Source organism: Microbulbifer maximicatervae (SeqCode), from assembly GCF_056232625.1.
Genome location: NZ_CP174324.1, coordinates 600,586 through 624,205 on the forward strand (window position 1 = coordinate 600,586; position 23,620 = coordinate 624,205).

The window sequence follows — 23,620 nt, forward strand, 5'->3', positions numbered from 1 at the left end:
AAGTCCCCAATGTAATTGTGTGTATATGAGTGAGTTTATTGTGCTCAATACCGCTGTGCTAATTATTATTTTAATACTTCCGGAATATTGCCCCACTGATAGCAATTTTATGTTGTTGTGGGGTGGCGGTATTTGCTTGTTTGCTGGCTGTATTTTGATTAAAGATAAATTGATTAAATATCGGCTGGATGGGGTGTGCTTGCAGTGATGGTGAAATTAATTCGTTTGAGGTGAAGAGTTTTAAAGGTATATTTAAAATAATAGCCCCGGCAAGATTTGCAGGGGCTATTGGCGAAAGTCGATTATTTAAATAAATTAACTTTCTGTGCGGTTATCTATTTCTTGGTCGGAATTAAGCATATCCATATTTTGCGAATCTTCTTTGGGTTTGGCTACAGTGCGCACTTCAATAAGAATGCCAAATGCAGGGTGGTCGATATAATGAAGTTGTCCGCTACGCAAACGTCTCTCGTGTTGCAGTCTCGCAGCCTGGGCTACATATAATGGTTCTTCTTTTATAAATTCCGGCTCGCCCAGTGTGAGTGGCTCAGTTGTGTTAATTGCGCCCTGACTATTTTCGATATCAAACCCGTTATTTTGTGAATATGAATTTTCAATGTCACTGTAATTACCGGTTAGGATTTGTAGTGGCTTTTCGATTTTATTTTGTGGGCGCTGAGGAAGAAGAATACTGTGTTCCCCGGGTTGCGTATAAAAATCGCTGAGCCACAAATTAGTACTGATATGTAAATAGCGAGCGACACTCAGGGTGATAGATCCCTCAAGCTGGCTGTGGCCGCTGAGCTGGCTGCCGCCATCAATCAGAATGGCCGGGGAGTTTCTCTTGGTTTTTAAAACCTGGCGCCAGGCCTTGTGAAACAGGACCCTGTCACCAGCCCTGGAAATTGTGGCGGCTTTGTTGCCCAGCAGCCTGGGTACAGGTCTTAGCAGCAAGTTTCTTGGTGCTTGCTCAGAGTTCTGCAAGCTAGTAGACACGTCGCCCTCAAGTTCCGATGATTCAATATCGGCTGGGCCGCTCGTTTCTGGGCTCGAGATGATGTCTTCAAGCGATAACACCTCATCTTCTGTTGGCTGAGTTGGAGTGCGCAGGGTGTCAAAGTCGATCCACTTTGATGGATACTGAAGACGGGGTGCCGTCGGCCAGGTCTCTGCGGTTCTTTCCATCCCCTGGGGGCGCTCGAATACGATCATTTCTATTTCGAAAGTATTGCCAGCGTAGTTGACGGCCTGGGCACTGGTTGCTGCCAGCGTGAGCGCCAGGGTTGAGCAGAGGCTAATTATCCTTTTCATGGGTTTACCACTTAAACAATTCTATTTGGGTGCCGAGGGTGTCATTGCCGACAGGCCGTTTAAGCGGGAGTAGGAGACTAATTAGTTTTGCCGCCAGCTCCCGCTGCTGCCTGCCGGATGGTATCACTGTGCAAGCTTTTCCAGAACTTCGTTAATTTCCTGGAGCTTGCGATCAGTACCCTCCTCATTGAGACTGAAATTCAGTTGGTTTGCGCCGGCCAGCTGGTAGCGTCCCGGCTGGGTTTGCACCATCTTAACCAAAGTGAGCGGATCTACACGGGTATTCTCCGCAAATTCGATACGCCCTCTTGCCGCAGAGGCCTCAAGTTTGCGGATGCCCATACTCTCGGCCTTTAACTTGATCTCCGTGGTGCGGAACAAGTGTTTTACCGATTCCGGCAGTAGCCCGAAACGGTCGATCATCTCTACCTGAAGTTCTTTCAGTTGCTGCCCGTCAGTGGCATTGGCAATGCGTTTGTACATGATCAGACGGCCGTGGACATCGGGCAGGTAGTCCTCGGGAATCAGCGCGGCAACCCGCAGATTGACGTCCACCGCAGGGGATTCGAGGGGTTCGTCAATATTCGGTGTGCGGCCCTCGCGAATGGCCTTCACTGCCTTGTCGAGCATCTCCATATACAAGTTGAAGCCGACACTCTGAATCTGCCCGCTTTGTTCCTCACCTAGCAGTTCGCCTGCACCGCGAATTTCCAGGTCGTGGGTAGCCAGGGTAAAGCCTGCACCTAAATCCTGGGCTTCGCTGATCGCCTCCAGACGCTTCACGGCGTCATTGGTCATGGAGCGCTTGTTGGGAGTCAGTAGATAGGCGTAGGCCTGGTGGTGCGAGCGCCCCACGCGACCGCGCAACTGGTGAAGCTGGGCCAGGCCGAACTTGTCTGCGCGCTCGATCAGTATCGTGTTGGCTGTGGGGACGTCGATACCGGTTTCGATAATGGTGGTACAGACCAGGACATTAAAGCGCTTGTGATAGAAGTCACTCATTACCTGTTCCAGCTCCCGTTCGCGCATCTGGCCGTGGCCTATGCCGATACGGGCCTCGGGAATCATCTCCTGTAGCTCCCGCGCGATTCGCTCAATGCTTTTGACTTCGTTGTGCAGGAAATACACCTGACCACCGCGCAAGATCTCCCGCAGGATAGCCTCTTTTACCAAGGCATCATCGCGCTCGCGCACGAAGGTTTTCACAGAGAGGCGCCGTGCTGGTGGGGTGGCGATCACCGATAGATCGCGAATACCGGCCATGGCCATATTCAGGGTGCGGGGAATAGGGGTGGCGGTAAGGTTGAGGATATCCACCTCGGAGCGGAGGCTCTTGAGGCGCTCCTTCTGCCGGACGCCAAAGCGGTGTTCTTCGTCGATAATCAGCAGGCCGAGATTTTTAAAGTCCAGATCGCTTTGCAACAGCTTGTGGGTGCCAACCAGGATATCCACCTTGCCACTGGCAACCTTCTCTTTCACGCTGTCCACTTCCTTGCCGGAGCGGAAGCGGGAGATCACCTCGATATTGATCGGCCAATCGGCAAAGCGATCCTGGAAGGATTGATAGTGTTGCTGGGCCAACAGGGTGGTGGGAACCAGCATGGCCACTTGCATACCTGCGTGGGCCGAGACAAATGCAGCCCGCATGGCCACTTCTGTCTTGCCGAATCCCACGTCGCCGCAAACCAGTCGGTCCATCGGCTTATCTGAGAGCATATCCCCTAGAACTGCCTCGATGGCTTGTTGTTGATCTGGAGTTTCCTCGAAGGGGAAACCTGCGGAAAACTCCCGGTAGGCCAATTGAGGGTTATCGAAGGCATGGCCAATACGGGCTTCGCGGCGGGCGTAGATATCCAGCAGCTCCGCAGCTGCATCGCGGACTTTCTCGGCGGCTTTGCGTTTGGCTTTTTGCCACTGTTCACTGCCCATTCTGTGCAGCGGGGCCAGGGCTTCATCGGCACCGGAGTAGCGGCTGATCAAGTGCAGGCTGGCCACCGGTACGTAGAGCTTGGCATCGTCGGCATATTCAAGGGTCAGGAATTCTGCCGGTTGCCCGTCGATCTCCAGGTGCTGTAGGCCGCGATAACGACCTACGCCGTGATCAATGTGAACGACGGGAGTGCCCATGCGCAGTTCAGCCAGGTTTTTAACCGCGTTGTCCGCTTCATCTTTGGCTTTTTTACGGCGGCGTTGCTGCAGTACCCGCTCACCAAATAACTGCGGTTCTGCGATCAGGTTGATTTGCGGGTCCTCAAGCAGCAGCCCTTGATCGATGGGGGCTACGGTAATCCCGATAGTGTCCTTTGCGGCGAGGAAGTCCTGCCAGCTCTGGAAGCTGGGAGGGCTGAGCCGTATGCCCTTTAATAGCTCCAGCAATGCCTCGCGGCGCCCGCTACTTTCAGCGCAAAAAAGCACCCGACCGGAGTATTCCATCAGGTAGCTTTCCAGTGCAGCCAGGGGTTGTTCGGACTTGCCATCTACTGGCAGTGAGGGGGGTACGGAAGTGTCAAAATTACAGTTGCCCTGGGCTTCCGGAAGACTCTCCGCAGAGAAGATTGCCCGGGGCATGGACTTCAGGGCACCGTTAAGCTCATCAATTTCCAGTAAAATCTGGCGTGGTGGCAATATGGGACGGGTCAGGTCGCCGCGACGACTTTCATAGCGATTGCTGACTTCGCGCCAGAAATTGTCCAGCGGCTGTTGGATATCTCCCTGTAAAAATGCCTGGCTGCCCTCGGGCAGATAGTCGAACAGGCTTGAGCAGTTCCCATCGAAGAACAGAGGCAGGTAGTACTCAATGCCCGCCGGGGCAATTCCTGCACTGATATCCTGGTAAATTGGCACTTGGCTGGGGTCGCTATCGAATTCACCGTGCCAATTTTGCAGAAACCCTGATAGGGCAGCCTTGTGCAAAGGGAATTCCCGTGCAGGTAAAAGGTGAATGGTTTTCACCTTGTCGATGGTGCGTTGGGTTTCCGGGTCAAAGGTCCGCAGGGATTCAATTTCATCGTCGAACAGATCGATGCGGTAGGGCAGGGGGCTGCCCATTGGGAAAATATCCATCAGTGAGCCGCGCACAGCGAATTCGCCGTGTTCGTAGACGGTGTCTACGCAGTGGTAGCCGGCCTGCTCCAGCAGTCTCCGCTGGATATCGATATCAAACTGCTGCCCCTCCTCCAATATCAGCGCATTGCCGGCAATATAATTGCAGGGTGGTAGCCGGTGCATCAGGGTGCTGACTGGGATTATGACGATCCCGGCCCCCATTTTCGGCAGCTGGTAGAGGGTGGCAAGGCGATCCGAGATGATGTCCTGGTGGGGAGAGAAGGTGTCGTAGGGGAGAATTTCCCAGTCGGGAAAATGGAAAATTTCCAGCTCCCTGTTTTCCCCCTTATCTCGCCGCGCTTTGTTAAAAAATTTCAATTGCACCTCTAAACGGTGCGCTTCGAGACTGTCCTTTGTGATTAACAGGGTGGGCGCTTTGTTATTGCGTGCCGCGTTGAGGATGGCGAGCGCGGCAGCTGCGCCATGCAGTTGTCCCCAAAATTGTCGGTCACTGGAGGAGCGAAACTTCGGTGGGGTCAGGGGCTGTATTTCTGTCATCTTTCCTTATATATCCGCGCGTTCATTCGAGATGTCTTCGAGGTCGGCTATTGTAGCCGCGAACAGTTTTGCTTGCAGGGAATGTTAACCCTGCCTGTGTTTCCAGTCGGGAACAACTACGCTTTTTTATGGATTGCGCAATGTCGCTCGGGTGGACTACAAAAAGGTAGTTTTACTACATTTTTTTGGCTCTTTTTTGCTCAGTTGCGCAGTATAAAGCGAACACTATAATGCGCAGCCATGCGGTCCTGAGTGGTTTCAAGGCCGTATTTCTTGCCTACTAAATACATTGCAGAGGTGTCCGATAGTGACTCAGAAGCGACCGAAGCCCGCGGACTTTTTCAAGGACTGGAAACAGCGTGAAGCACTGGCTGAATCCATGATCCCGATGATTGGAAAGCTCAACCGTGAGAGCAACGTCGGTATTTATATGTACGGCCGCAACCTGGTTAATCGCTCAGTTCTGAGCATTATGAAAGCGCACCGTTTCGTGCGTCAGGTTGAGGAAAATGAACTCTCCGAGTTTGAAACCTTCCCTGTATTGGAAGCCATCTGCAAGATGGAGCTGGGTCCCGTACATATCGACCTGGGAACCATGACCAACAAGTACATGCGCGACGATCGCGGCTTGTCTGTGGACGAGTTTGTACGTGAAGAGCTGTCCGACGCAGCGGGTGCCGGCAAGCCTCTGCCCGAATCCAAAGATGTTGTGATCTACGGTTTTGGTCGTATCGGCCGTCTGGTTGCCCGCCTGCTGATCGACAAGGCTGGTAGTGGTGATGTTCTGCGTCTGCGCGCTATCGTATTGCGCAAGGGCAAGGCCCCCAACGATTTGGTGAAGCGCGCTTCTCTGCTGCGTCGCGACTCCGTACATGGCGCCTTCCAGGGCACTATCCGTGTGGACGAGGAGACCAACTCCCTGATCTGTAACGGTAACGAAATCAAGATCATCTACGCCAACTCCCCTCAGGAAGTGGATTACACCCAGCACGGTATCGACGATGCGATTATCGTTGACAGCACCGGTGTATGGCGTGATGAAGAAGGTCTGAGCCAGCACCTGCAGAGCCCAGGCGCTTCCAAGGTGCTGCTGACTGCACCGGGCAAGGGCGATATCAAGAATATCGTTTACGGTATCAACAGCAGCGACATCAAGCCGGAAGACAAGGTACTGTCCGCCGCTTCCTGTACCACTAACGCCATCGTGCCTGTCCTGAAAGCGATGATGGATGGCTACGGCGTTGAGCACGGCCACGTAGAAACCGTACACGCCTACACCAACGACCAGAACCTGATCGACAACTACCACAAAGGTGAGCGTCGCGGTCGCGCAGCAGCGCTGAATATGGTTCTGACTGAAACTGGTGCTGCCAAGGCGGTTGCCAAAGCGCTGCCCGAGTTGAAAGGTAAGCTCACCGGCAACGCAATTCGCGTTCCGACCCCTAATGTTTCCATGGCGATCCTTAACCTGAACCTGGGTAAGGAGACCACCAAGGAAGAGCTGAACGAATATATGCGCGATGTGGCACTGCACTCGCCGTTGCGTCAGCAGATCGATTTCACCAACTCCCCGGAAGTGGTGTCCAGCGATTTTGTTGGCTCCCGCGTTGCCTGCGTATTCGATTCCACTGCGACTATCGTGGATGGCAAGAACGCTGTGCTCTACTGCTGGTACGACAACGAGTTCGGCTATAGTTGTCAGGTGGTTCGCTGCCTGGAAGATATGGCTGGTGTTCGTTACAAGTTGTTCCCGCAAGAGGACTAAGGCGTCACGCCTCCTCGCCGCAGTCGGTACCCAGATCCGACTGCGGGGTTTCGGCGACTGTTCCAGTCGCCGCACCATATCTCCCCAAATCCCTGTTTTTTCAACAGAAATTTCCAATCTTAGTGCCACTTAAAGACTTTCCAGACTGGTAATGACTCTGGCCCATCTTTATAATGCGCGCGATTTTGCGGGGCGGCCGTGCGCCGAGAAGTTAGCGCGCACATCCTTTTTAGTTAGCTTCCTTCCTCCCGGTTCACGGGTGATACGGCATAAGCCCTCGCAGCACGGAATTCCACAATAGGACCCGTCATCCCAGGCATGGGACGGTGGGTCCTATTGCAATTTTTTTAAACTAGAAACTTAGGCATAGGCGTATGAGAAAGATCCGTCGGGGATTGGACTTACCCATATCCGGCGCGCCCGAGCAGGTCATTCAAAAAGGACCTGCGATCAAGACCGTTGCTGTTCTCGGCCCCGATTATCACGGGATGAAGCCGACAATGGCAGTGGCTGTAGGGGATCGCGTCAATCTTGGTCAGCTGTTGTTTAGCGACAAAAAAACTGAAGGCGTGCGCTACACAGCGCCTGCTGCCGGTCGTGTTGTTGCGATTAACCGTGGCGCTCGTCGTGTTCTGCAATCCGTCGTGATTGGCATAGACGGTGATGCAGCGGAACAGTTCCAAAGCTACAGCGCAGATAAACTGTCTGGTCTGACTCGCGAACAGGTCGTTGAAAACCTGGTTGAGTCCGGCATGTGGACCGCACTGCGCACCCGCCCGTTCAGCCGCGTTCCCGCCCTGGACGCTGAGCCGGTAGCTGTGTTTATCAATGCGATGGACACCAACCCTCTGGCAGCCAATCCAGAAGTAGTGGTTGCTGAGAATCCCAAAGCCTTCTCCCAGGGCGTTGAGATTCTTTCCAAACTGGCAGAAACCACTTACGTCTGTACTGCTCCAGATGCGGATATTCCAGTACCGAGCGCAGCGAATATTCGCCGCGAAACCTTTGCCGGCCCCCATCCGGCAGGCCTGTCCGGTACCCACATCCACTACCTGAAGCCAGTTTCTGGCAACCGCAGTGTATTTACCATTAATTACCAGGATGTGATCGCCGTAGGCAAACTGTTTACCACCGGTAAGCTGTTTACCGATCGCGTCGTTTCCCTGGCAGGCCCTCAGGTCAAGCAGCCGCGTCTGCTGCGCACCCGCCTCGGTGCCAGTCTGGAGACCCTGACTTCTGATGAGCTGAAAGGCGATAACGATCGCATCATCTCCGGCTCTGTATTCGGTGGCCGCACCGCTGCTGGCCCGATGGCTTACCTGGGTCGCTACCACAACCAGATTTCTGTACTGGAAGAGGGCGATGAGCGTCCGTTCCTGCACTATCTGCGTGCTGGTAATAAGCGTTTCTCTGTATTCCCGATTTACCTGTCGCGCCTGGTGAAGAACAAGCTGTTCAACTTCACCACCAGCACCAACGGTTCTGAGCGTGCCATGGTACCGGTCGGTAGTTATGAGAAAGTCATGCCGCTGGATGTACTGCCCACTCAATTGCTGCGCTCCCTGATCGTTGGCGATACTGCAATGGCGCAGAAGCTGGGCGCACTGGAGCTGGACGAAGAAGATCTGGCGTTGTGCACCTTTGTGTGTCCGGGCAAGTACGAGTACGGCCCCATTTTGCGGGACAACCTGACCCGTATTGAGAAGGAGGGGTAAGTATGTTGCGTAAATTCCTCGATTCGATCGAACCCAAGTTTCACAAAGGCGGTAAGTTCGAAAAGTTCTACGCCCTGTTTGAAGCGATTGACACCGGTCTGTTCCAGCCGGCAGATAAGACCAAAACCACTGCTCACGTGCGCGACGGTATCGACCTGAAGCGTATTATGATCACCGTTTGGGCTTGTGCCATGATCCCGGCGTTCTACGGTATGTGGAATATCGGTTTCCAGTCCAACACCATTCTGGAAGGTATGACCAACCCGGATCTGTCCGGCTGGCGTCACGCCATTATCGGCGCTCTGACTTCCTACAACCCAGCTAGCCTGTGGGACAACTTTGTCTACGGCGCTATGTACTTCCTGCCTATTTATGCGGTCACTTTTATTGTGGGCGGTATCTGGGAAGTCTTGTTTGCTGCGGTGCGCGGTCACGAAGTCAACGAAGGCTTCTTTGTAACCTCCATCCTGTTCGCCTTGACCTGTCCGCCGGATCTGCCTCTGTGGATGGTGGCTATGGGCATCAGCTTCGGTGTGGTTATAGGTAAGGAAGTATTCGGTGGTACCGGCAAGAACTTCCTCAACCCGGCTCTTACCGGCCGTGCCTTCGTATTCTTTGCCTATCCGGCAGCAATGTCTGGAGATGCGGTTTGGACTGCGGTTGACGGTTATACCGGTGCTACTGCGCTGTCTGTTATGGCCAGCGAAGGTATCCAGAACGGTATCGTCAATGCTGCTGTTGGCCAGGTAACCTGGTTCGACGCTTTCTTCGGTCAGATCCATGGTTCCATTGGTGAAACTTCTACCCTGGCTATCCTGATTGCCGGCGTAATCCTGATGGGCATGAAGATCGCCAGCTGGCGCATCGTAGCCGGCACTCTGCTGGGCATGATGGCCACCTCTTTCATGTTTAACATGATTGGTTCCGAGACCAACCCGATGTTCCAGGTACCCTGGTACTGGCACCTGGTAGTGGGCGGTTTTGCCTTCGGTCTGATCTTTATGACTACGGACCCTGTATCCGCTGCGATGACCAACACCGGTCGCTGGTGGTACGGCATCCTGATCGGGGTGATGGTTGTCCTGATTCGTGTGGTGAACCCGGCCTTCCCGGAAGGCATGATGCTGGCGATTCTGTTCGCCAACCTGTTCGCTCCGCTGTTTGACCACTTTGTGGTGCAGTCCAATATCAAACGGAGGTTGGCACGTGGCTAATAAAGATTCCGTAACCGGTACTCTGATTGTCGCGCTGGTAATGTGCCTGGTGTGCTCCGTAGTGGTATCCACCGCTGCGGTAATGCTGAAGCCTGCCCAGCAGGCGAATGCCGAGCTGGACATGAAGCGCAACGTACTGATGGCTGGCGGCCTGTTGAAAGACTCTCACGCTGATAAAGCGGAAGTCGAAAAGGCCTTCGCCGACGTAAAAATCAAATACGTCGACCTGAATACCGGTAAGTTTACCGATCAGGCTCCGGCTGGTGGCAGTGGTCGCGCTGCTGCCAAGATCCCGTCTGACAGTGAAAAACTGCCGGCTGACGAGGACACTGCCAAAATTATCCGCCGGGAAAATACCAAAGAGGTATACCTGGTAGAAAAAGACGGCAAGCTGGACAAGATCATTCTGCCGATTCGCGGTTATGGCCTGTGGGGCACCCTGTACGGCTTCCTCGCTCTGGAGAGCAACCTCGACACCGTAGCGGGCCTCGGCTTCTACGAGCACAAGGAAACTCCGGGACTGGGTGGTGAAGTTGACAACCCGAACTGGAAGGCCCAGTGGATTGGTAAGAAAGTCTTCAACAACCAGGGCGACGTGGATATCGCAGTGATCAAGGGTCAAGTTAACCCCAACAGCCCAGACGCGATTCACGAAGTAGATGGTCTGTCTGGTGCAACTCTGACCAGTAAGGGCGTTAGCAACCTGGTGAACTTCTGGTTGGGTAACCAGGGTTATGGTCCCTTCCTGAAAAACCTGAAAGCAGGGGAGGCATAAGCATGAAAATTAAAGATACTCTGCTAGAGCCGATTTTTAACAACAACCCGATCGCGCTGCAGATCCTGGGTATCTGTTCTGCACTGGCTGTTACCAGCTCGCTGCAGGTTACCCTGGTAATGTGTATCGCACTGACCTCGGTTGTGGCCTGTTCCAACGTTGCGGTATCCCTGATCCGCAAACAGATCCCGAACAGCATCCGTATCATTGTACAGATGACCGTGATTGCCTCTTTGGTAATCCTGGTAGACCAGCTGATCAAGGCCCTGGCTTACGACATCTCCAAGCAGCTGTCTGTATTCGTTGGTCTGATCATTACCAACTGTATCGTAATGGGCCGTGCGGAAGCCTTCGCTATGAAGAACCCGCCGCTGCCCAGCTTCTTCGACGGTCTTGGTAACGGTCTGGGATACAGTGTGATCCTGATCGGTCTCGCGGTGGTTCGTGAACTCTTCGGCGCCGGCAAACTGTTCGGTGTAGATATCCTGACTACCGTGAGCAACGGTGGTTGGTATATCCCCAACGGCCTGCTGCTGTTGCCGCCGAGTGCATTCTTCCTGATCGGCCTGTTCATCTGGGCGATCCGTGCCTGGAAACCGGCACAGGTGGAAGAAGATGAGTTCAAGATTGCGCCTAATTCCCAAGCGCAGGAGGCCTAATCCGTGGAACATTATATTTCTTTGATTATCCGCGCCGTTTTCGTTGAAAACATGGCGCTGGCCTTCTTCCTCGGTATGTGTACCTTCCTGGCGGTATCGAAGAAGATCGAGGCCGCTATTGGCCTGGGTGTTGCGGTTATCGTGGTACTGACTCTGACAGTACCTGTGAACAACCTGATCTACACCTACCTGCTGAAAGACGGTGCACTGGCCTGGGCCGGTTACCCCGACGTGGACCTGAGCTTCCTCGGCCTGTTGTCCTACATCGGCGTAATTGCGGCACTGGTACAGATCCTGGAGATGTTCCTGGATAAATATGTACCGGCTCTCTACAACGCGCTGGGTGTATTCCTGCCGCTGATTACCGTGAACTGCGCCATCATGGGTGCTTCCTTGTTCATGGTTGAGCGCGAGTACGCGTTTGGCGAGAGTGTTGCCTATGGCTTCGGTGCCGGCCTCGGCTGGGCACTGGCGATTACCGCTCTGGCCGGTATTCGTGAAAAGCTGAAGTACAGTGACGTTCCGGATGGCCTGAAAGGTCTGGGTATCACCTTCGTAACTGTTGGTCTGATGTCCCTGGGCTTCATGTCCTTCGGCGGCATCGATATCTAAGCGGGGAAAACAATAGAATGAGTATTGAAATTATCCTCGGCGTAGCGATGTTTACCGTCATCGTTTTGGCGCTGGTAGCGGTGATCCTTGCGGCCCGCTCGCGCCTGGTAAACACCGGCAACGTCAACATCCTGGTTAACGGTGAGAAGACTCTCACCGTACCGGCCGGCGGCAAGCTGCTGCAAACCCTGGCTGCCAACAACCTGTTCCTGGCCTCCGCCTGTGGCGGCGGCGGCAGCTGTGCGCAGTGTATCTGTAAGGTGAATTCCGGTGGTGGCGATATGCTACCGACTGAAGCGGCTCACTTTACCCCGCGCGATGCAAAAGAAGGCAAGCGTCTTTCCTGTCAGGTTGCGGTTAAGCAAGACATGGAAATCGAAGTGCCGGAAGAGGTGTTTGGTGTTAAGCAGTGGGAGTGCACTGTGGAATCCAACCCGAACGTGGCCACCTTTATTAAAGAGCTGACCCTGCGTCTGCCCGAAGGTGAAAATGTTGACTTCCGCGCTGGCGGTTACGTACAGCTGGAAGCGCCGGCTCACCATGTCAAGTTTGCTGACTTCGATGTCGAAGAGCAGTACCGTGGCGACTGGGAGCACTTTGGCTTCTTCAAGCTGGAGTCCAAAGTGACCGAGCCTGTGGTTCGTGCTTACTCCATGGCTAACTACCCGGAAGAGAAAGGTGTTGTTAAGTTCAACATCCGTATCGCGACTCCGCCGCCCCGCACTGAGGGTATTCCGCCGGGTCAGATGTCTTCCTACGTTTTCAGCCTGAAGGCAGGTGACAAGATTAAGGTGTACGGTCCCTTCGGTGAGTTCTTCGCCAAGGAAACTGATAACGAAATGGTATTTATCGGCGGTGGTGCCGGTATGGCGCCAATGCGTTCACACATCTTTGATCAGCTCAAGCGCCTGAATTCCACCCGTAAGATCAGCTTCTGGTACGGTGCGCGCTCCCTGCGCGAGATGTTCTACGAAGATGACTACAACGGTCTGGCTTCCGAGTTCGATAACTTCCAGTGGCATGTGGCTCTGTCCGACCCACAGCCGGAAGACAATTGGACGGGTTACACCGGATTCATCCACAACGTGGTATATGAAAACTACCTGAAGGACCACCCGGCTCCAGAAGATTGTGAGTACTACATGTGTGGGCCGCCCATGATGAACGCGGCAGTCATCAATATGCTCAAAGACTTGGGTGTAGAAGATGAAAATATCCTGCTGGATGACTTCGGCGGATAATTGGAGGGCTTAGCTTGCTAAAAGCAATCACAGGCCCGACAAACTCAAAAACAGGGCCCGTCTTTACGGCCCTGTTTTTGCTTTGGGCGGCTGTAATTTTATCGGCTTGTGCTCCTTCGCCGGAGTCTTGGCAGTTGGCTGGCCGCACCATGGGAACCAGCTATCACATCACCGTCGTTCAGGTGCCCTCTGGGCTGAAGCAGGGTGAGTTGCAGCAGTTGATCGACGATGAGTTGCAGCAGGTCAACCAGGAGATGTCGACCTATATCGACGACTCTGAGTTAATGCGCTTTAACCAAAGCCCGGTAGGGCAGGCGATCCCGGTTAGCCAACACTTGGCAGATGTACTGGAAATGTCCCTGGATATTTATCGCCGCAGTGAAGGCGCTTTCGAGGTGACGGTCGGCCCTCTGGTCAACTTGTGGGGTTTTGGTCCCCAGCCCGAACCGGAGCATATCCCCTCAGATAAAGACATTGCCGATCTGCTAACCGTCGTCGGTTCCGATGCGTTAACCCTGACCCGTAAGCCAGACACTGTTATCAAGAGCCGCCCCGTTGAGGTGGATCTTTCAGCGATTGCCAAGGGCCATGGAGTTGATCGGGTTGCCGAGCTATTGGAAGACCTGGGTGTTCGAAACTACTTGGTCGAAATTGGCGGTGAACTGCGAACTAAGGGTGTGAATCCAAAGGGTAAGACCTGGGTAATTGGCATTGAAGTACCCAGCGCGGCAGGTCAGATGGTGCAGGAGCCGATCGCGGTGAGCGGGAAGGCAGTAGCTACGAGTGGAGACTATCGCAACTACTACGAAAGGGATGGTGTTCGTTACTCCCATAGCATTGACCCACGCTCCGGGCGGTCCATCAAGCACAAATTGGCATCGGTAACCGTTATTGCGGAAACCTGTGCTGAAGCCGATGGTCTGGCTACCGCGATCAATGTCCTCGGTGCTGATGCCGGCATGGCGCTGGCAGAAAGAGATAATCTAGCCGTCTTTATGGTGGTGAAAACTGATTCAGGTTTCGAAGAGCGTTCTAGCTCTGGCTTTAAACCTTATGTAGAGAGGTCTGAGAAGTGACAATTTTCATATTTGCCTTTGTGGCCATGTTGCTCGTTGTTGCCGGTATGGCGATCGGGGCCATGGTTCAGAACAAACCGTTAAAGGGAACTTGTGGCGGGCTCAACAATATCGGCATGAAGCAGGATTGCACAGTCTGCGGTGGCGATGACGATGAGTGTGAAAAGGAACAGGAGAGACAAAGACAGCAGCAGATGACTGCCGAAGATCTCGCTTACGACGCATCTAAACGCAAGTAAGCTTTCCCTCTCCAACAAGCCCGTGATCAACGGGCTTGTTGTTTTATGTCATTGGCACAGCTGGTGCCGATAACCGTATATTTAGTATTGAGTAAATGGCGTTAGCGCGCTGTGGACTCCGTTTGGAAAATAGAATTAGAGCATTTAATGGCAGAGCAAAAGTTTGACCTGGTAGTAATTGGTTCTGGCCCGGCTGGAGAGGCCGCCGCAATGAGCGCAGCAAAAAAGGGCATGCGCGTTGCGGTTATTGAAAAGCGCCAAGTGGTTGGTGGTAATTGTACTCACAAAGGTACCATTCCCTCCAAGGCGCTGCGCCACTCTGTCAAACAGTTGATGCGTTATAACACCCAGAGCGTTTTTCGCGCATTGGGTGAACCCCGCCGCCTTACTTTCCCCCAGGTAATGCAGACGGTGAATAAAGTCATTTCCTATCAGGTGGAAATGCACACTTCTTTTTATGCCCGCAACCGGGTTGAGCTGATCGTCGGCGAAGCCAAGTTCCGCGATGAACATACTGTCGAGGTGCTTATGCCCGATGGTGCGGCGGAAACTATTACCGCGAAGAAATTTATTATTGCTACTGGCTCACGCCCTTATCGCCCCGCCGATGTAGACTTTGATCACGAACGGGTCTACGACAGCGATATGATCCTGGACATGCGGCACACCCCTCACTCCATTATGATCTATGGTGCTGGTGTTATCGGCTGTGAATACGCGTCTATCTTTGCTGGCCTCGGCGTTAAGGTGGATTTGATTAATACCCGTAACAGCCTGCTGGAATTTCTCGATGATGAGATTTCTGATGCGCTGAGCTATCACCTGCGGGATATGGGCGTGACTGTTCGCCACCAGGAGGAGTATGCGCGGGTACTGCCCAATGAGCAGGGCGTAATTATGGAGATGCAGTCCGGTAAACGTATTCATGCGGATGCACTGCTCTGGTGTAATGGTCGTACTGGCAATACCAGCTCCCTCGGCTTGGAGAATGTCGGTCTGGAAGCGAACCATCGCGGACAATTGAGCGTTGATGACCACTATTGCACCGAAATTGAAAATATCTTTGCGGTAGGTGATGTGATTGGCTGGCCCAGCCTTGCCAGTGCCTCTTATGACCAGGGGCGTGCGGTTGCAGCAGCGATTGCGGGCCGTGGCCATCGAGTAATTGAAGATGCGCCTACCGGGATTTATACCCTTCCAGAGATTTCCTCTGTGGGTAAAACCGAATCAGAGCTCACCGCAGCCAAAGTACCCTACGAAGTTGGCCGCGCACTGTTCAAGCACACTGCGCGGGCGCAGATTTCTGGTGAGCGCGTAGGCATGCTCAAGATTTTGTTCCATATCGAGACTCACGAAATCCTGGGCATTCACTGCTTTGGAGCAGAGGCTGCTGAGATTGTGCATATTGGTCAGGCCATTATGAAACAACCAGCACCGAATAATTCAATCGATTATTTCGTTAATACCACCTTTAACTACCCCACCATGGCAGAGGCATATCGCAGTGCTGCACTGGATGGGCTCAACCGGGTTGCCCGCCTATGACAGAACCCTCACCCAGTGAGTTTCAGGCGTTGGTAAAGGAATTTTTTGAGCAGATTCCTTTTAATCAACAAATTGGACTTGAGATGCGCGACCTGGACCTGGAGGCGCTCACACTTTCCGCAGGCTTTGAACTGACCCCACAGTTGATCGGCAATGTGTGGAAGAACATCCTGCACGGTGGCGTAATTGCCACCGCCCTGGATACGGTTGGTGGTTTGACCGCAATGGTCGCCGCCTACCAGCATCTGGGAGATGTGCACTGGAAAGAAAAAGTGGATCGCCTATTAAAGCTGGGTACGGTCGACATGCGTGTAGACTACCTAAAGCCGGGCAGGGGAGAACACTTTCTCTGCCATGGCTCAATTCTGCGCACCGGTAACAAGCTGGTTGTAACGAGAATGGAGTTGATTAACGACACGGATGAATTGATTGCTACCGGTACGGCAACTTACCTGTATTGACCTTAGTCCGAGCCAACCCTTGGCTCGGAGACCTCCTTAGATATACCCCTTAGATGTACCCCTTATCCACTGGCTTTCTTTAAGGTGTTTATTGTTATGAGTGAAATTCTCGCATTTGCTGCAATCTCTCTTTTGTTGGTTATTTCACCAGGGCCGAACAGCGTCCTGATTCTTAAAACAGTAGCTAGTAGGGGGCTGAGGCCGGGAGTAGAGAATATTTTTGGGCTGGTTTCAGCAACATTTGCCCATGGTGCCATTTCAATTTTGGGCTTGTCGGCGATTATATTGCAGTCGTCTGAGGTTTATACAATTATCAAATATCTTGGGGCTGCCTACCTGGTTTATTTGGGTGTGAAAACGATATTAGCCACGCTGTCAAAATCGTCCGTGAAGGATACAGGGGATGAATTGTCACCAATTACAGCAGCTCCTGGGAACTCATACCGAAATTTTGGTGAGGGCTTTCTAACCCAGATTCTTAACCCCAAGGTATCGATGTTTTATCTCGCGGCCTTTCCGCAGTTTATCTCAGTTGGCAGCTCTAGTTACTATGAGGCTTTCCTGCTGGTCTCACTTCATGCATCAATAATATTCCTGTGGTTTCTGGCACTTGCGACTATGTTGTCGAAGTGGAAAGTGGCTTCCATTGGTGGGAATATGCAAAGATGGGTTCAGCGTTTTAGTGGTGGCCTATTGATTGGTTTTGGCAGTTTAGTGGTTCGCCAGGACACTTAAGATTCTCTCGTGTAACTGATGTTGTTTCCAGGGCTTCCAGTATTTATTCCTTCCGCCCTAGGTTAAAGCTTCCCCTGGCGGGTATGGAGCACAACAATAGCAGTATCCCTCCGAGACAAAAAAGAGCCACGATGTAGTGGCTCTTTAGCCTTTTTGATCCAAGTTCATTGATTCTTTCTTCTGATCGTTTGTTTATGTCTCTTTTGAGTACGTTATGCGGTGTAACGAAAGGTACGGATTGGTGCCTGTTTATCGAGGGTAATGAAATCATTGTATTGATTTAAAATTAACTGGGTGTTTAGTCAAATTGCTGTACTGATAAGTATATTTAAAACCGGTCTCTATTCAGAGGCTCCTTAAGTAAACCGAAATACCTTGTTGCCTGTAGTGAATTTTAAATAACAGTAATTATTTTGTGGTTGTTTTGCCTGATGGCGACATTGATCGCTTGTCGTGGACTTGTAGTCTGTAAAAATATAGCATGTTGAAAACGTTATATTTTCGACCATTCAAACTAATATAGTCATTGCTAAGCTGCGTTTTAATTTTAAGGTTCCCTTAAAGGTGGGTGATGCCTCAGTGTTTTACTTGTCACTTTCTTGTGATGAGTTGATCGGTTGAGGTGCAGTCTTTGAATTTTTTGTCGTGGTTTTTAAAGGAAATGTTCGGGTGATATTTTTTCTAATAATAATTAATCACTAAATTTGCACATTGTTTGCATAAAGTCCGGATAATATAAATAAAGCCGAATATTCGGTTGTGATGTGAGGATAAAAAATGCCAAGTTTACTGAATAGTGATGCAAGTGCGTCCAATTACGGTGGGCAGTTAACCTGGAAATTCAGTCAGGGAAGCTATTCAAAAATCACCAAAAAGCATCCGCATACCAAGGGTGGGATTTGTGAGGCTCTGTCAGTTAGCTGGGTCAGTAAAGCCCTTCAGTCGGGGCTTCAGGATGCGTTAACTACCGGTGGCAGTATTGATGATACAAAAATAGCCGTGGTCGCTCAGAGATTTGCCTCTATGTATCGATTTAAGTTTGCAAATGGAACTGAGGGTAGGCCTAGCACATCTTTTGAGATGATTAAGGAGACTAAACAATATTTGGAATCTCAGGGATTTCGCAATATTGGGCAGGCGGGTAGCGGTATTGCACAGAAGAAGAAAAGTCCTTCGTTGAAAGATCAGTTCGCCGCATCTTTCGATGTTCTTGAATCCAAAGACTGCTTCAAACAGCAGTCCAATACTATCCACTGCGTCTTAAGGACAGCTGGTACTGGTTGGGGACATGCGATGGCATTTCGTGTTGAGCCATCTGCGGATAAAGTAAGTTATTTTTTTGATCCTAATAAGGGTGAGTTTAAATTTCTTAAATATTCACAATTTAGAAAGTGGTATGAGCACTATCATAGTGATTCGAGATTATATAGAACATCAAGGGCTTTGGGGTTTGATATCTTTGTTCATAGCGACAGATAAATTAGGACTTGTGAGTTAGCGCTTGCGCATTTGAAGAGCACTTTGGATAGTTGGGTAGGGTGTCTACGGGTTGTAAACCTAGAGGAGCCGCTCTCCCTTCTACTTTTGACTCATACGGTTCTTTACTGATAACCCTTCCGTAAGTTTGTTTTAGTGTGAGTTTCTAAGGGCCTTTTGTGCGTCAAAGCTCCAAATATTGGCCTAGGCTATTAGTCCCATACTGACATAGTTTTGATTTTGAAAATGGGTTTTTAACTCCTTTCCGATATAGTTGTCCGGCTTCTCAATATGTTTGCTCTACTTCTTGTTGCCGCCCATTATATGTTGGGGGTATCTAGCCTTTCTCTGGGGCCCATTTGGGGCATTTTCAGTATCTCCTGATAAGGCTATCGAGCCCGATTAATTCTTCGATTCCACTCTAAACCATAAAGAAGCCCAATGGAGTGTGCTTTCTTGGCCAGATTTAAGCTCCATTGCGGCGTTGGTATTCTCATTGCTATCTATCTTGGAATAAGCGGTTTTGGCAGAGGGTTTCACATCTTTCGCGAACGGTGTTTGCAGCTAACAATTATCCCTGAGAAAATCACCGGCGCCTTTCTCTGAGAACTGCTAGTACCTTACATTTCAGGGGTTAATAACTTATCAATGGGAATCTCAATCCAAATGCTGGGCGACCTGCTGGTCTCCCGTGATGGCAGCCCAGTTAATCTACCACCTTCAAGAAAAACTCGAGCACTTTTGGCTTTCTTACTGTTGGCTGCGAGACCTCACAGGAGAGATCGCTTATGTGAGATATTTTGGGAGCTGCCCGATGATCCGCGTGCTTCCCTGCGCTGGTCTTTGAGTAAAATTCGATCCATTGTCAACGACCCAGAAATAGAGCGCCTCATTGCTGATAGAGAGCGTGTCAGCTTGGATACGGAAGGCATTTGTATTGATGTTGCCGAAATAGCACTTAAGCTTGATTCCCCCGGCGTTCTGACAGCAGAGCTGGAAGATATCCATCGACAGCTGCAGGAGCCTTTCCTGGATGGGATCGATCTTCCCGATCAAGAACTATTTCAACGGTGGTTGCTGTCTGAACGACAAGAGATTGTTCAATTGCAAGGGAGGGTACTGTCCCGCTTGTCCTCTCACCCGGGTGTTCCTATACCGGACCAGTTAACTTGGGCCCGCAGCTGGGTGGCATTGGAGCCCTATAACCCAAACGCTGCAACGCAGTTACTGCATTTGTTGAGCTCATTGGGATTGAGTAGCGAAGTGGAGTTCGAACGGGCAAGGCTTGCTGACCGATTCCGCAAAGCAGGCATTACATGGTCGCCCTGCAGGCTTGGTGAGTCGGTAGTTCAGAAATCCGGTGATGATTTAGCTACGGGGCGTAAACTGCTAACTCAACAGAAGGTTGAGTTTTGTACGGCCAGCGATGGTGTGCGTATTGCCTATGCCAAGATGGGAGAGGGGCTTCCTATAGTTAAAGCCGCAAACTGGTTGAGTCATTTAGAGCATGATTGGGATTCTCCGATATGGAGTCCATTGTTTCGGGAGCTTTCTGTCGACCACCAGTTTATTCGTTACGATGAGCGTGGGAATGGCCTTTCGGATTGGGAGGTTGAAAATATCTCTTTTGAGTCGTTTGTTACAGACCTTGAGACTGTCGTCGATGCCTGTGAAGTTGATAACTTTACCTTGCTAGGTATATCGCAAGGAGCAGCAGTATCTATTGAATATGCAGTAAGACACCCGGAGCGAGTTAGGCAGCTGATTTTGTTTGGGGGTTATCATGCAGGTTGGCGAATAGGTGCCAGTGAGGCCACGATAAAAGAGCGCGAAGCAGTAATGACCCTGACAGCGACGGGCTGGGGGCAGGATAACCCTGCTTATCGGCAGATTTTTTCCACGACATTTATGCCAAGCGCGAATGCCCGCGAATTAGAATGGTTTAATGAGTTTCAGCGGCTGACTACTTCGCCGGAAAATGCAGTCCGCTTCCTATCGGTTTTTGGCAGTATTGATGTGCGGGACAAGCTCAAAGAAATTAATGTGCCCACTTTGGTGATCCATTCACTAGGGGACCAGCGTATTCCTGTTCAAACGGGCTGTGAAATTGCTTCTGCTATACCTGGTGCTCGATTTGTTGGTCTTAATAGCGACGGTCACTTACTCCTGGGGCGGGAGCCTGCCTCCAATGTATTTGTGGAGGAAGTTCGTCAATTTATATCAAAGCATTAATCGCTGATAGTGATGCCTATAAAAATAATATGAGGGAGGGCGGTTCTGCAGTGCAGCCACCCTGCTCAAAAACCAACAACTAAAGCTCTTAAGGGTTGGCTATAGGTAAACAGCCAGTTCTTTAGCTGAAAGATAGCGAATAGATGCTTCTGGAAATTTTCGAATGATATTGAGGGCGGCGGAGCGGGCATCGGCCTCATCGGCATATATATTGGGGAGTTTAACATTGGAGGTTGTTCTACCCGATATATAGCGCATTACCACGATATATCGCCCTTTCCATTTGCCCCAAAAAACGTCATTAGGAGCGTTGTTGACTGAGGACTTTTCAGGGGCCGCTTCTTTCTCTTCCTGGGGCTTAAGCTCCAACTCCGCTTCTTGCTCCCACATAAGTTGGGCAAGCCGATTTAATTCTTTAGAGTAACTAGTTGACATAAATCTCAAAGGCTTAAGAGTTTATTGGTTTAGGGTGTTTTGTTGATTACTAATACTGGCAAATTAAAGAGTTAACAGAAAAGATCTTGATAAATACTAACCTATAGTTGAAATATAGAAGTTAAGTATGGGTATGATCTTATCCGCTTGCATAGTTTATATATAAAACTTCTCTCAATTTATCAATCAATATTCCGCTTGGTTCCATGGCACCTATTTGGTGCAGAGTCTGTCATGAAGAGCCGAGGGATATTGTTAAGGGGTATTTTCCCACATTCTAGGAAAAAATCATACCTGGTACAAATCAAATGTTTATTAAGTTTACAGATAGTTATGTTAACAGCTGCATATCCTGGAAGGATCTCTGTGATTACCTAGCGGTTCTTGGGTGATTACACCAGAGTGAGGGACTTTATCAGGCAAATTGTTTGGGTTTTCTATAATTTACAAGGCCAGTAGATGGTTATGGGGCCTGCTTTAGATATCTTTTGCCAAATACATGAGGTTTCTCATTACTGAGCTGCTAGTGAATACTTAGAGTTTTCAAGTCAGTAATTTTCATATGGTGACACTATTTCTAATAGAATAGGCGATGCTTAAACCTCACAACCCCTCACTCTCAGAGACTCTTCTTGTTCCGTTTAAGGTAGTGTAAATAAATGTAAAGGGTGCACTGGGGTGTCTACTTGCTTTGTCGCGCATGAAGAATAAATGAATTTCTCGGGAGGGTCCCCTAGGTAGTGCAGGATTGTATACTCCTGTTTATAGGTTAATTTACGAGACTTCCCTCTCACCCTGGCTAATAAAGTTGCCCTTCCCAAAGAGGTTGGCACTTTAGTCCTGCAAATAGTTTCACTGTATCCGCCTTTCAAATGATTCTTCAAACGCTCAATTCAACGATTGTGAGTTTTAATGGCTGAACTCGAAAGCGGCTTTGATCTCTTGATGAGTGCTCCCTGAGCACAGCGGAAACAAAAGTGTCGTGATTGGAGCTTGGCTTCAGCTGAGTCAGGTGAATCGTAAAGATACAGAAGAAGTAAATTTAGTGGTGAATTCCATGATTACCCCTCGCCAAAAGGATTTGGAGACTCACATAAGGCAAAATGTCTTATTTGAAAGTCAGTATTTAGGTGACTTGTTTCGGTTTCAAAAGATACTTGTTTCACCAAATGGAAATGTTTCAATTGGGTTTTCTTCCGATTTTAATCTGACAATGGTGATTTCAGGTGTTGCTGATATCAATAGTGATGCTTGCGAATTCCCTATGGCTTCGGGGGAGATCTGGCTATCGAGTGAAATGAGCCATGTTACAGTTGATAATTTGTCTGAGGGAGAAGACCTAATAATCATCTGTGCGAGTATCAGCCCGGTCATGCTGACACGATTTTATGAGCGACACACTCGCGTACTGATTAAAGCAAAGAATGCTCTTGCATCCAGCGTGACAACGCTTCCCAAAAGAGGGCCTTTTGTTTTTCCAGAGTGTGATCTCACGCGCTTTACTTTGGACTCACTGAGTGCATTTAGCAAGTTAAATGATGAGAGTTTGAATTATTTAAAGCTGGAAGAATTACTTCTCTTAAAGCTGAAGGGTGCTTGCGGTTGTCGCTTAGCTGACGAGCTGCTTCGGCAGGTTAATCCGGTGAACGAGCGTTTCCGTCGATTTATGGAGGAAAACGCTACTCAGCACTGGTCTGTAGCAAATTATGCTAAACAGATTGGGATGAGTCTCACATCATTCAAGAATAAGTTTGGCCAAGTCTTTAAAGCTGAGTCACCAAAGGCTTGGATTAACGAACGTAGGTTACAACATGCTGATATTCAGTTGAAGACTACCAATAAGCGTTTAGTCGATATAGCTCTGGAGAGCGGATTCTCAAGTCAATCTTATTTTACCCAGCTCTATAAATCGATGTATGGGTACCCCCCTTCAGAGGTAAGGCAGAAATCCGTAAAGTCAGCTTGAAAAGGTACTTGTGATTTCTTGTGACCGTATGCGCCTAGTCAGTTCCCGGAGAGCTGTTATAGTATTCGGCACTCTACGAATAACTAAATAATTGGTCCACAGAAATGGAAGTTAGAGAATTAGAAGGCCTGGAATTAGTGGGTTTTTATACCCGCACTAAGAACGCCAATGAGTCTGACCCAAAAACAGCAAAGATAACGCCAATGTGGGAACGCTTCGGCGCAGAGGCGGCCCCTAAATTAAGGGGCAACCCTAAGGTATTTGGTGTTTACTCCAACTACGAATCTGACCATAACGGTTTTTTTGATGTCTATGCATGTTCAGATATGTTGTCGAAGGATATGTCTGAGGATTTCAAGTCGATTCAAATACTGCCCGGCAAATACCTGATGTTTTCCGCTAAAGGGGAAATGCCTCAGGTCGCCATTGATTTGTGGGGCGAGGTTTGGAGTTACTTCGCTGCGGAGGATTGCCCCCATCAGCGAGCTTTCACCACAGATTTTGAACAGTATGTGGATGGAAACGAGGTTCAGATAGCCATATCCATCAAGTAATTGAAT

20 protein-coding genes are annotated in these 23,620 nt (G+C 50.3%); 17 read left to right on the plus strand and 3 right to left on the minus strand.

The window, feature by feature from the left end:
• The first annotated feature begins 25 nt into the window (after nucleotides 1–25).
• The gene (locus tag ACJJI6_RS02680) at nucleotides 26–208 is read left to right on the plus strand and encodes a hypothetical protein (RefSeq protein WP_475712433.1); all 183 of its coding nucleotides are present in this window, start codon (nucleotides 26–28) and stop codon (nucleotides 206–208) included.
• A gap of 107 nt (nucleotides 209–315) precedes the next feature.
• Here ACJJI6_RS02680 and ACJJI6_RS02685 read toward each other — a convergent pair whose 3' ends face one another.
• On the minus strand, nucleotides 316–1,311 hold the full coding sequence (locus ACJJI6_RS02685; protein WP_444958033.1) for a CsiV family protein: 996 nt from the start codon (nucleotides 1,309–1,311) through the stop codon (nucleotides 316–318).
• Between the two features lie 123 nt (nucleotides 1,312–1,434).
• The gene (gene mfd, locus ACJJI6_RS02690) at nucleotides 1,435–4,914 is read right to left on the minus strand and encodes a transcription-repair coupling factor (RefSeq protein WP_444958032.1); all 3,480 of its coding nucleotides are present in this window, start codon (nucleotides 4,912–4,914) and stop codon (nucleotides 1,435–1,437) included.
• Nucleotides 4,915–5,218: 304 nt separating this feature from the next.
• Between mfd and ACJJI6_RS02695 the strand changes: the two genes are divergently transcribed.
• The 14 genes from ACJJI6_RS02695 (at nucleotide 5,219) to ACJJI6_RS02760 (ending at nucleotide 20,659) form a co-directional block, all read left to right on the plus strand.
• Nucleotides 5,219–6,679: a glyceraldehyde-3-phosphate dehydrogenase gene (locus tag ACJJI6_RS02695; RefSeq protein WP_444894742.1), complete on the plus strand. Its 1,461-nt coding sequence runs from the start codon at nucleotides 5,219–5,221 to the stop codon at nucleotides 6,677–6,679.
• A gap of 374 nt (nucleotides 6,680–7,053) precedes the next feature.
• Nucleotides 7,054–8,394, plus strand: coding sequence for a Na(+)-translocating NADH-quinone reductase subunit A (locus tag ACJJI6_RS02700; RefSeq protein ID WP_475712434.1), 1,341 nt, complete (start codon nucleotides 7,054–7,056; stop codon nucleotides 8,392–8,394).
• Nucleotides 8,395–8,396: 2 nt separating this feature from the next.
• Nucleotides 8,397–9,608 carry an NADH:ubiquinone reductase (Na(+)-transporting) subunit B gene (locus ACJJI6_RS02705; protein WP_108733655.1) on the plus strand — a complete coding sequence of 404 codons (1,212 nt, stop codon included), beginning with the start codon at nucleotides 8,397–8,399 and terminating at the stop codon, nucleotides 9,606–9,608.
• Nucleotides 9,601–10,383, plus strand: a complete 783-nt coding sequence (locus ACJJI6_RS02710) for a Na(+)-translocating NADH-quinone reductase subunit C (RefSeq protein WP_282932330.1) — start codon at nucleotides 9,601–9,603, stop codon at nucleotides 10,381–10,383. Before ACJJI6_RS02705 ends, ACJJI6_RS02710 begins: the two co-directional genes overlap by 8 nt.
• 2 nt (nucleotides 10,384–10,385) lie before the next feature.
• Nucleotides 10,386–11,042 carry an NADH:ubiquinone reductase (Na(+)-transporting) subunit D gene (locus ACJJI6_RS02715; RefSeq protein WP_282932331.1) on the plus strand — a complete coding sequence of 219 codons (657 nt, stop codon included), beginning with the start codon at nucleotides 10,386–10,388 and terminating at the stop codon, nucleotides 11,040–11,042.
• A gap of 3 nt (nucleotides 11,043–11,045) precedes the next feature.
• The gene (gene nqrE / locus ACJJI6_RS02720; RefSeq protein ID WP_020413086.1) at nucleotides 11,046–11,654 is read left to right on the plus strand and encodes an NADH:ubiquinone reductase (Na(+)-transporting) subunit E; all 609 of its coding nucleotides are present in this window, start codon (nucleotides 11,046–11,048) and stop codon (nucleotides 11,652–11,654) included.
• A 17-nt stretch (nucleotides 11,655–11,671) separates the two neighbouring features.
• Nucleotides 11,672–12,895 carry an NADH:ubiquinone reductase (Na(+)-transporting) subunit F gene (nqrF, locus tag ACJJI6_RS02725; RefSeq protein ID WP_108733652.1) on the plus strand — a complete coding sequence of 408 codons (1,224 nt, stop codon included), beginning with the start codon at nucleotides 11,672–11,674 and terminating at the stop codon, nucleotides 12,893–12,895.
• A gap of 14 nt (nucleotides 12,896–12,909) precedes the next feature.
• Nucleotides 12,910–13,971 carry an FAD:protein FMN transferase gene (locus tag ACJJI6_RS02730; protein WP_475712435.1) on the plus strand — a complete coding sequence of 354 codons (1,062 nt, stop codon included), beginning with the start codon at nucleotides 12,910–12,912 and terminating at the stop codon, nucleotides 13,969–13,971.
• Nucleotides 13,968–14,210 carry a (Na+)-NQR maturation NqrM gene (gene nqrM / locus ACJJI6_RS02735; RefSeq protein WP_282932334.1) on the plus strand — a complete coding sequence of 81 codons (243 nt, stop codon included), beginning with the start codon at nucleotides 13,968–13,970 and terminating at the stop codon, nucleotides 14,208–14,210. The genes ACJJI6_RS02730 and nqrM overlap by 4 nt, the downstream gene beginning before the upstream one ends.
• A gap of 147 nt (nucleotides 14,211–14,357) precedes the next feature.
• Nucleotides 14,358–15,755, plus strand: a complete 1,398-nt coding sequence (sthA, locus tag ACJJI6_RS02740; protein ID WP_444958030.1) for a Si-specific NAD(P)(+) transhydrogenase — start codon at nucleotides 14,358–14,360, stop codon at nucleotides 15,753–15,755.
• Entirely contained in the window at nucleotides 15,752–16,216 is a 465-nt protein-coding gene (locus ACJJI6_RS02745; protein WP_444958029.1) for a thioesterase family protein, read from the plus strand. Before sthA ends, ACJJI6_RS02745 begins: the two co-directional genes overlap by 4 nt.
• A gap of 96 nt (nucleotides 16,217–16,312) precedes the next feature.
• Nucleotides 16,313–16,951, plus strand: coding sequence for a LysE family translocator (locus ACJJI6_RS02750; protein ID WP_444958028.1), 639 nt, complete (start codon nucleotides 16,313–16,315; stop codon nucleotides 16,949–16,951).
• Between the two features lie 777 nt (nucleotides 16,952–17,728).
• Nucleotides 17,729–18,430: a YopT-type cysteine protease domain-containing protein gene (locus ACJJI6_RS02755; RefSeq protein WP_413662426.1), complete on the plus strand. Its 702-nt coding sequence runs from the start codon at nucleotides 17,729–17,731 to the stop codon at nucleotides 18,428–18,430.
• A gap of 645 nt (nucleotides 18,431–19,075) precedes the next feature.
• Entirely contained in the window at nucleotides 19,076–20,659 is a 1,584-nt protein-coding gene (locus ACJJI6_RS02760) for a bifunctional AfsR/SARP family transcriptional regulator/alpha/beta hydrolase (protein ID WP_475712436.1), read from the plus strand.
• A gap of 99 nt (nucleotides 20,660–20,758) precedes the next feature.
• Here ACJJI6_RS02760 and ACJJI6_RS02765 read toward each other — a convergent pair whose 3' ends face one another.
• Nucleotides 20,759–21,094 carry a hypothetical protein gene (locus ACJJI6_RS02765; RefSeq protein WP_475712437.1) on the minus strand — a complete coding sequence of 112 codons (336 nt, stop codon included), beginning with the start codon at nucleotides 21,092–21,094 and terminating at the stop codon, nucleotides 20,759–20,761.
• Nucleotides 21,095–22,106: 1,012 nt separating this feature from the next.
• Between ACJJI6_RS02765 and ACJJI6_RS02770 the strand changes: the two genes are divergently transcribed.
• The gene (locus ACJJI6_RS02770; protein ID WP_475712438.1) at nucleotides 22,107–23,060 is read left to right on the plus strand and encodes a helix-turn-helix transcriptional regulator; all 954 of its coding nucleotides are present in this window, start codon (nucleotides 22,107–22,109) and stop codon (nucleotides 23,058–23,060) included.
• Nucleotides 23,061–23,164: 104 nt separating this feature from the next.
• Complete coding sequence (locus tag ACJJI6_RS02775) at nucleotides 23,165–23,614, plus strand: GyrI-like domain-containing protein (protein ID WP_475712439.1); 450 nt, start codon at nucleotides 23,165–23,167, stop codon at nucleotides 23,612–23,614.
• Nucleotides 23,615–23,620: the final 6 nt, after the last annotated feature.

What these genes read in the sequence shown, in the direction of transcription:
- ACJJI6_RS02745 (WP_444958029.1), top strand. Translation starts at nt 15,752, where the DNA reads ATGACAGAACCCTCACCCAGTGAGTTTCAGGCGTTGGTAAAGGAATTT.
- ACJJI6_RS02715 (WP_282932331.1), top strand. Translation starts at nt 10,386, where the DNA reads ATGAAAATTAAAGATACTCTGCTAGAGCCGATTTTTAACAACAACCCG.
- ACJJI6_RS02765 (WP_475712437.1), bottom strand. Translation starts at nt 21,094, where the DNA reads ATGTCAACTAGTTACTCTAAAGAATTAAATCGGCTTGCCCAACTTATG.
- mfd (WP_444958032.1), bottom strand. Translation starts at nt 4,914, where the DNA reads ATGACAGAAATACAGCCCCTGACCCCACCGAAGTTTCGCTCCTCCAGT.
- ACJJI6_RS02760 (WP_475712436.1), top strand. Translation starts at nt 19,076, where the DNA reads ATGGGAATCTCAATCCAAATGCTGGGCGACCTGCTGGTCTCCCGTGAT.
- ACJJI6_RS02685 (WP_444958033.1), bottom strand. Translation starts at nt 1,311, where the DNA reads ATGAAAAGGATAATTAGCCTCTGCTCAACCCTGGCGCTCACGCTGGCA.
- ACJJI6_RS02700 (WP_475712434.1), top strand. Translation starts at nt 7,054, where the DNA reads ATGAGAAAGATCCGTCGGGGATTGGACTTACCCATATCCGGCGCGCCC.
- ACJJI6_RS02775 (WP_475712439.1), top strand. Translation starts at nt 23,165, where the DNA reads ATGGAAGTTAGAGAATTAGAAGGCCTGGAATTAGTGGGTTTTTATACC.
- ACJJI6_RS02705 (WP_108733655.1), top strand. Translation starts at nt 8,397, where the DNA reads ATGTTGCGTAAATTCCTCGATTCGATCGAACCCAAGTTTCACAAAGGC.
- ACJJI6_RS02750 (WP_444958028.1), top strand. Translation starts at nt 16,313, where the DNA reads ATGAGTGAAATTCTCGCATTTGCTGCAATCTCTCTTTTGTTGGTTATT.
- ACJJI6_RS02755 (WP_413662426.1), top strand. Translation starts at nt 17,729, where the DNA reads ATGCCAAGTTTACTGAATAGTGATGCAAGTGCGTCCAATTACGGTGGG.
- sthA (WP_444958030.1), top strand. Translation starts at nt 14,358, where the DNA reads ATGGCAGAGCAAAAGTTTGACCTGGTAGTAATTGGTTCTGGCCCGGCT.
- ACJJI6_RS02680 (WP_475712433.1), top strand. Translation starts at nt 26, where the DNA reads ATGAGTGAGTTTATTGTGCTCAATACCGCTGTGCTAATTATTATTTTA.
- nqrF (WP_108733652.1), top strand. Translation starts at nt 11,672, where the DNA reads ATGAGTATTGAAATTATCCTCGGCGTAGCGATGTTTACCGTCATCGTT.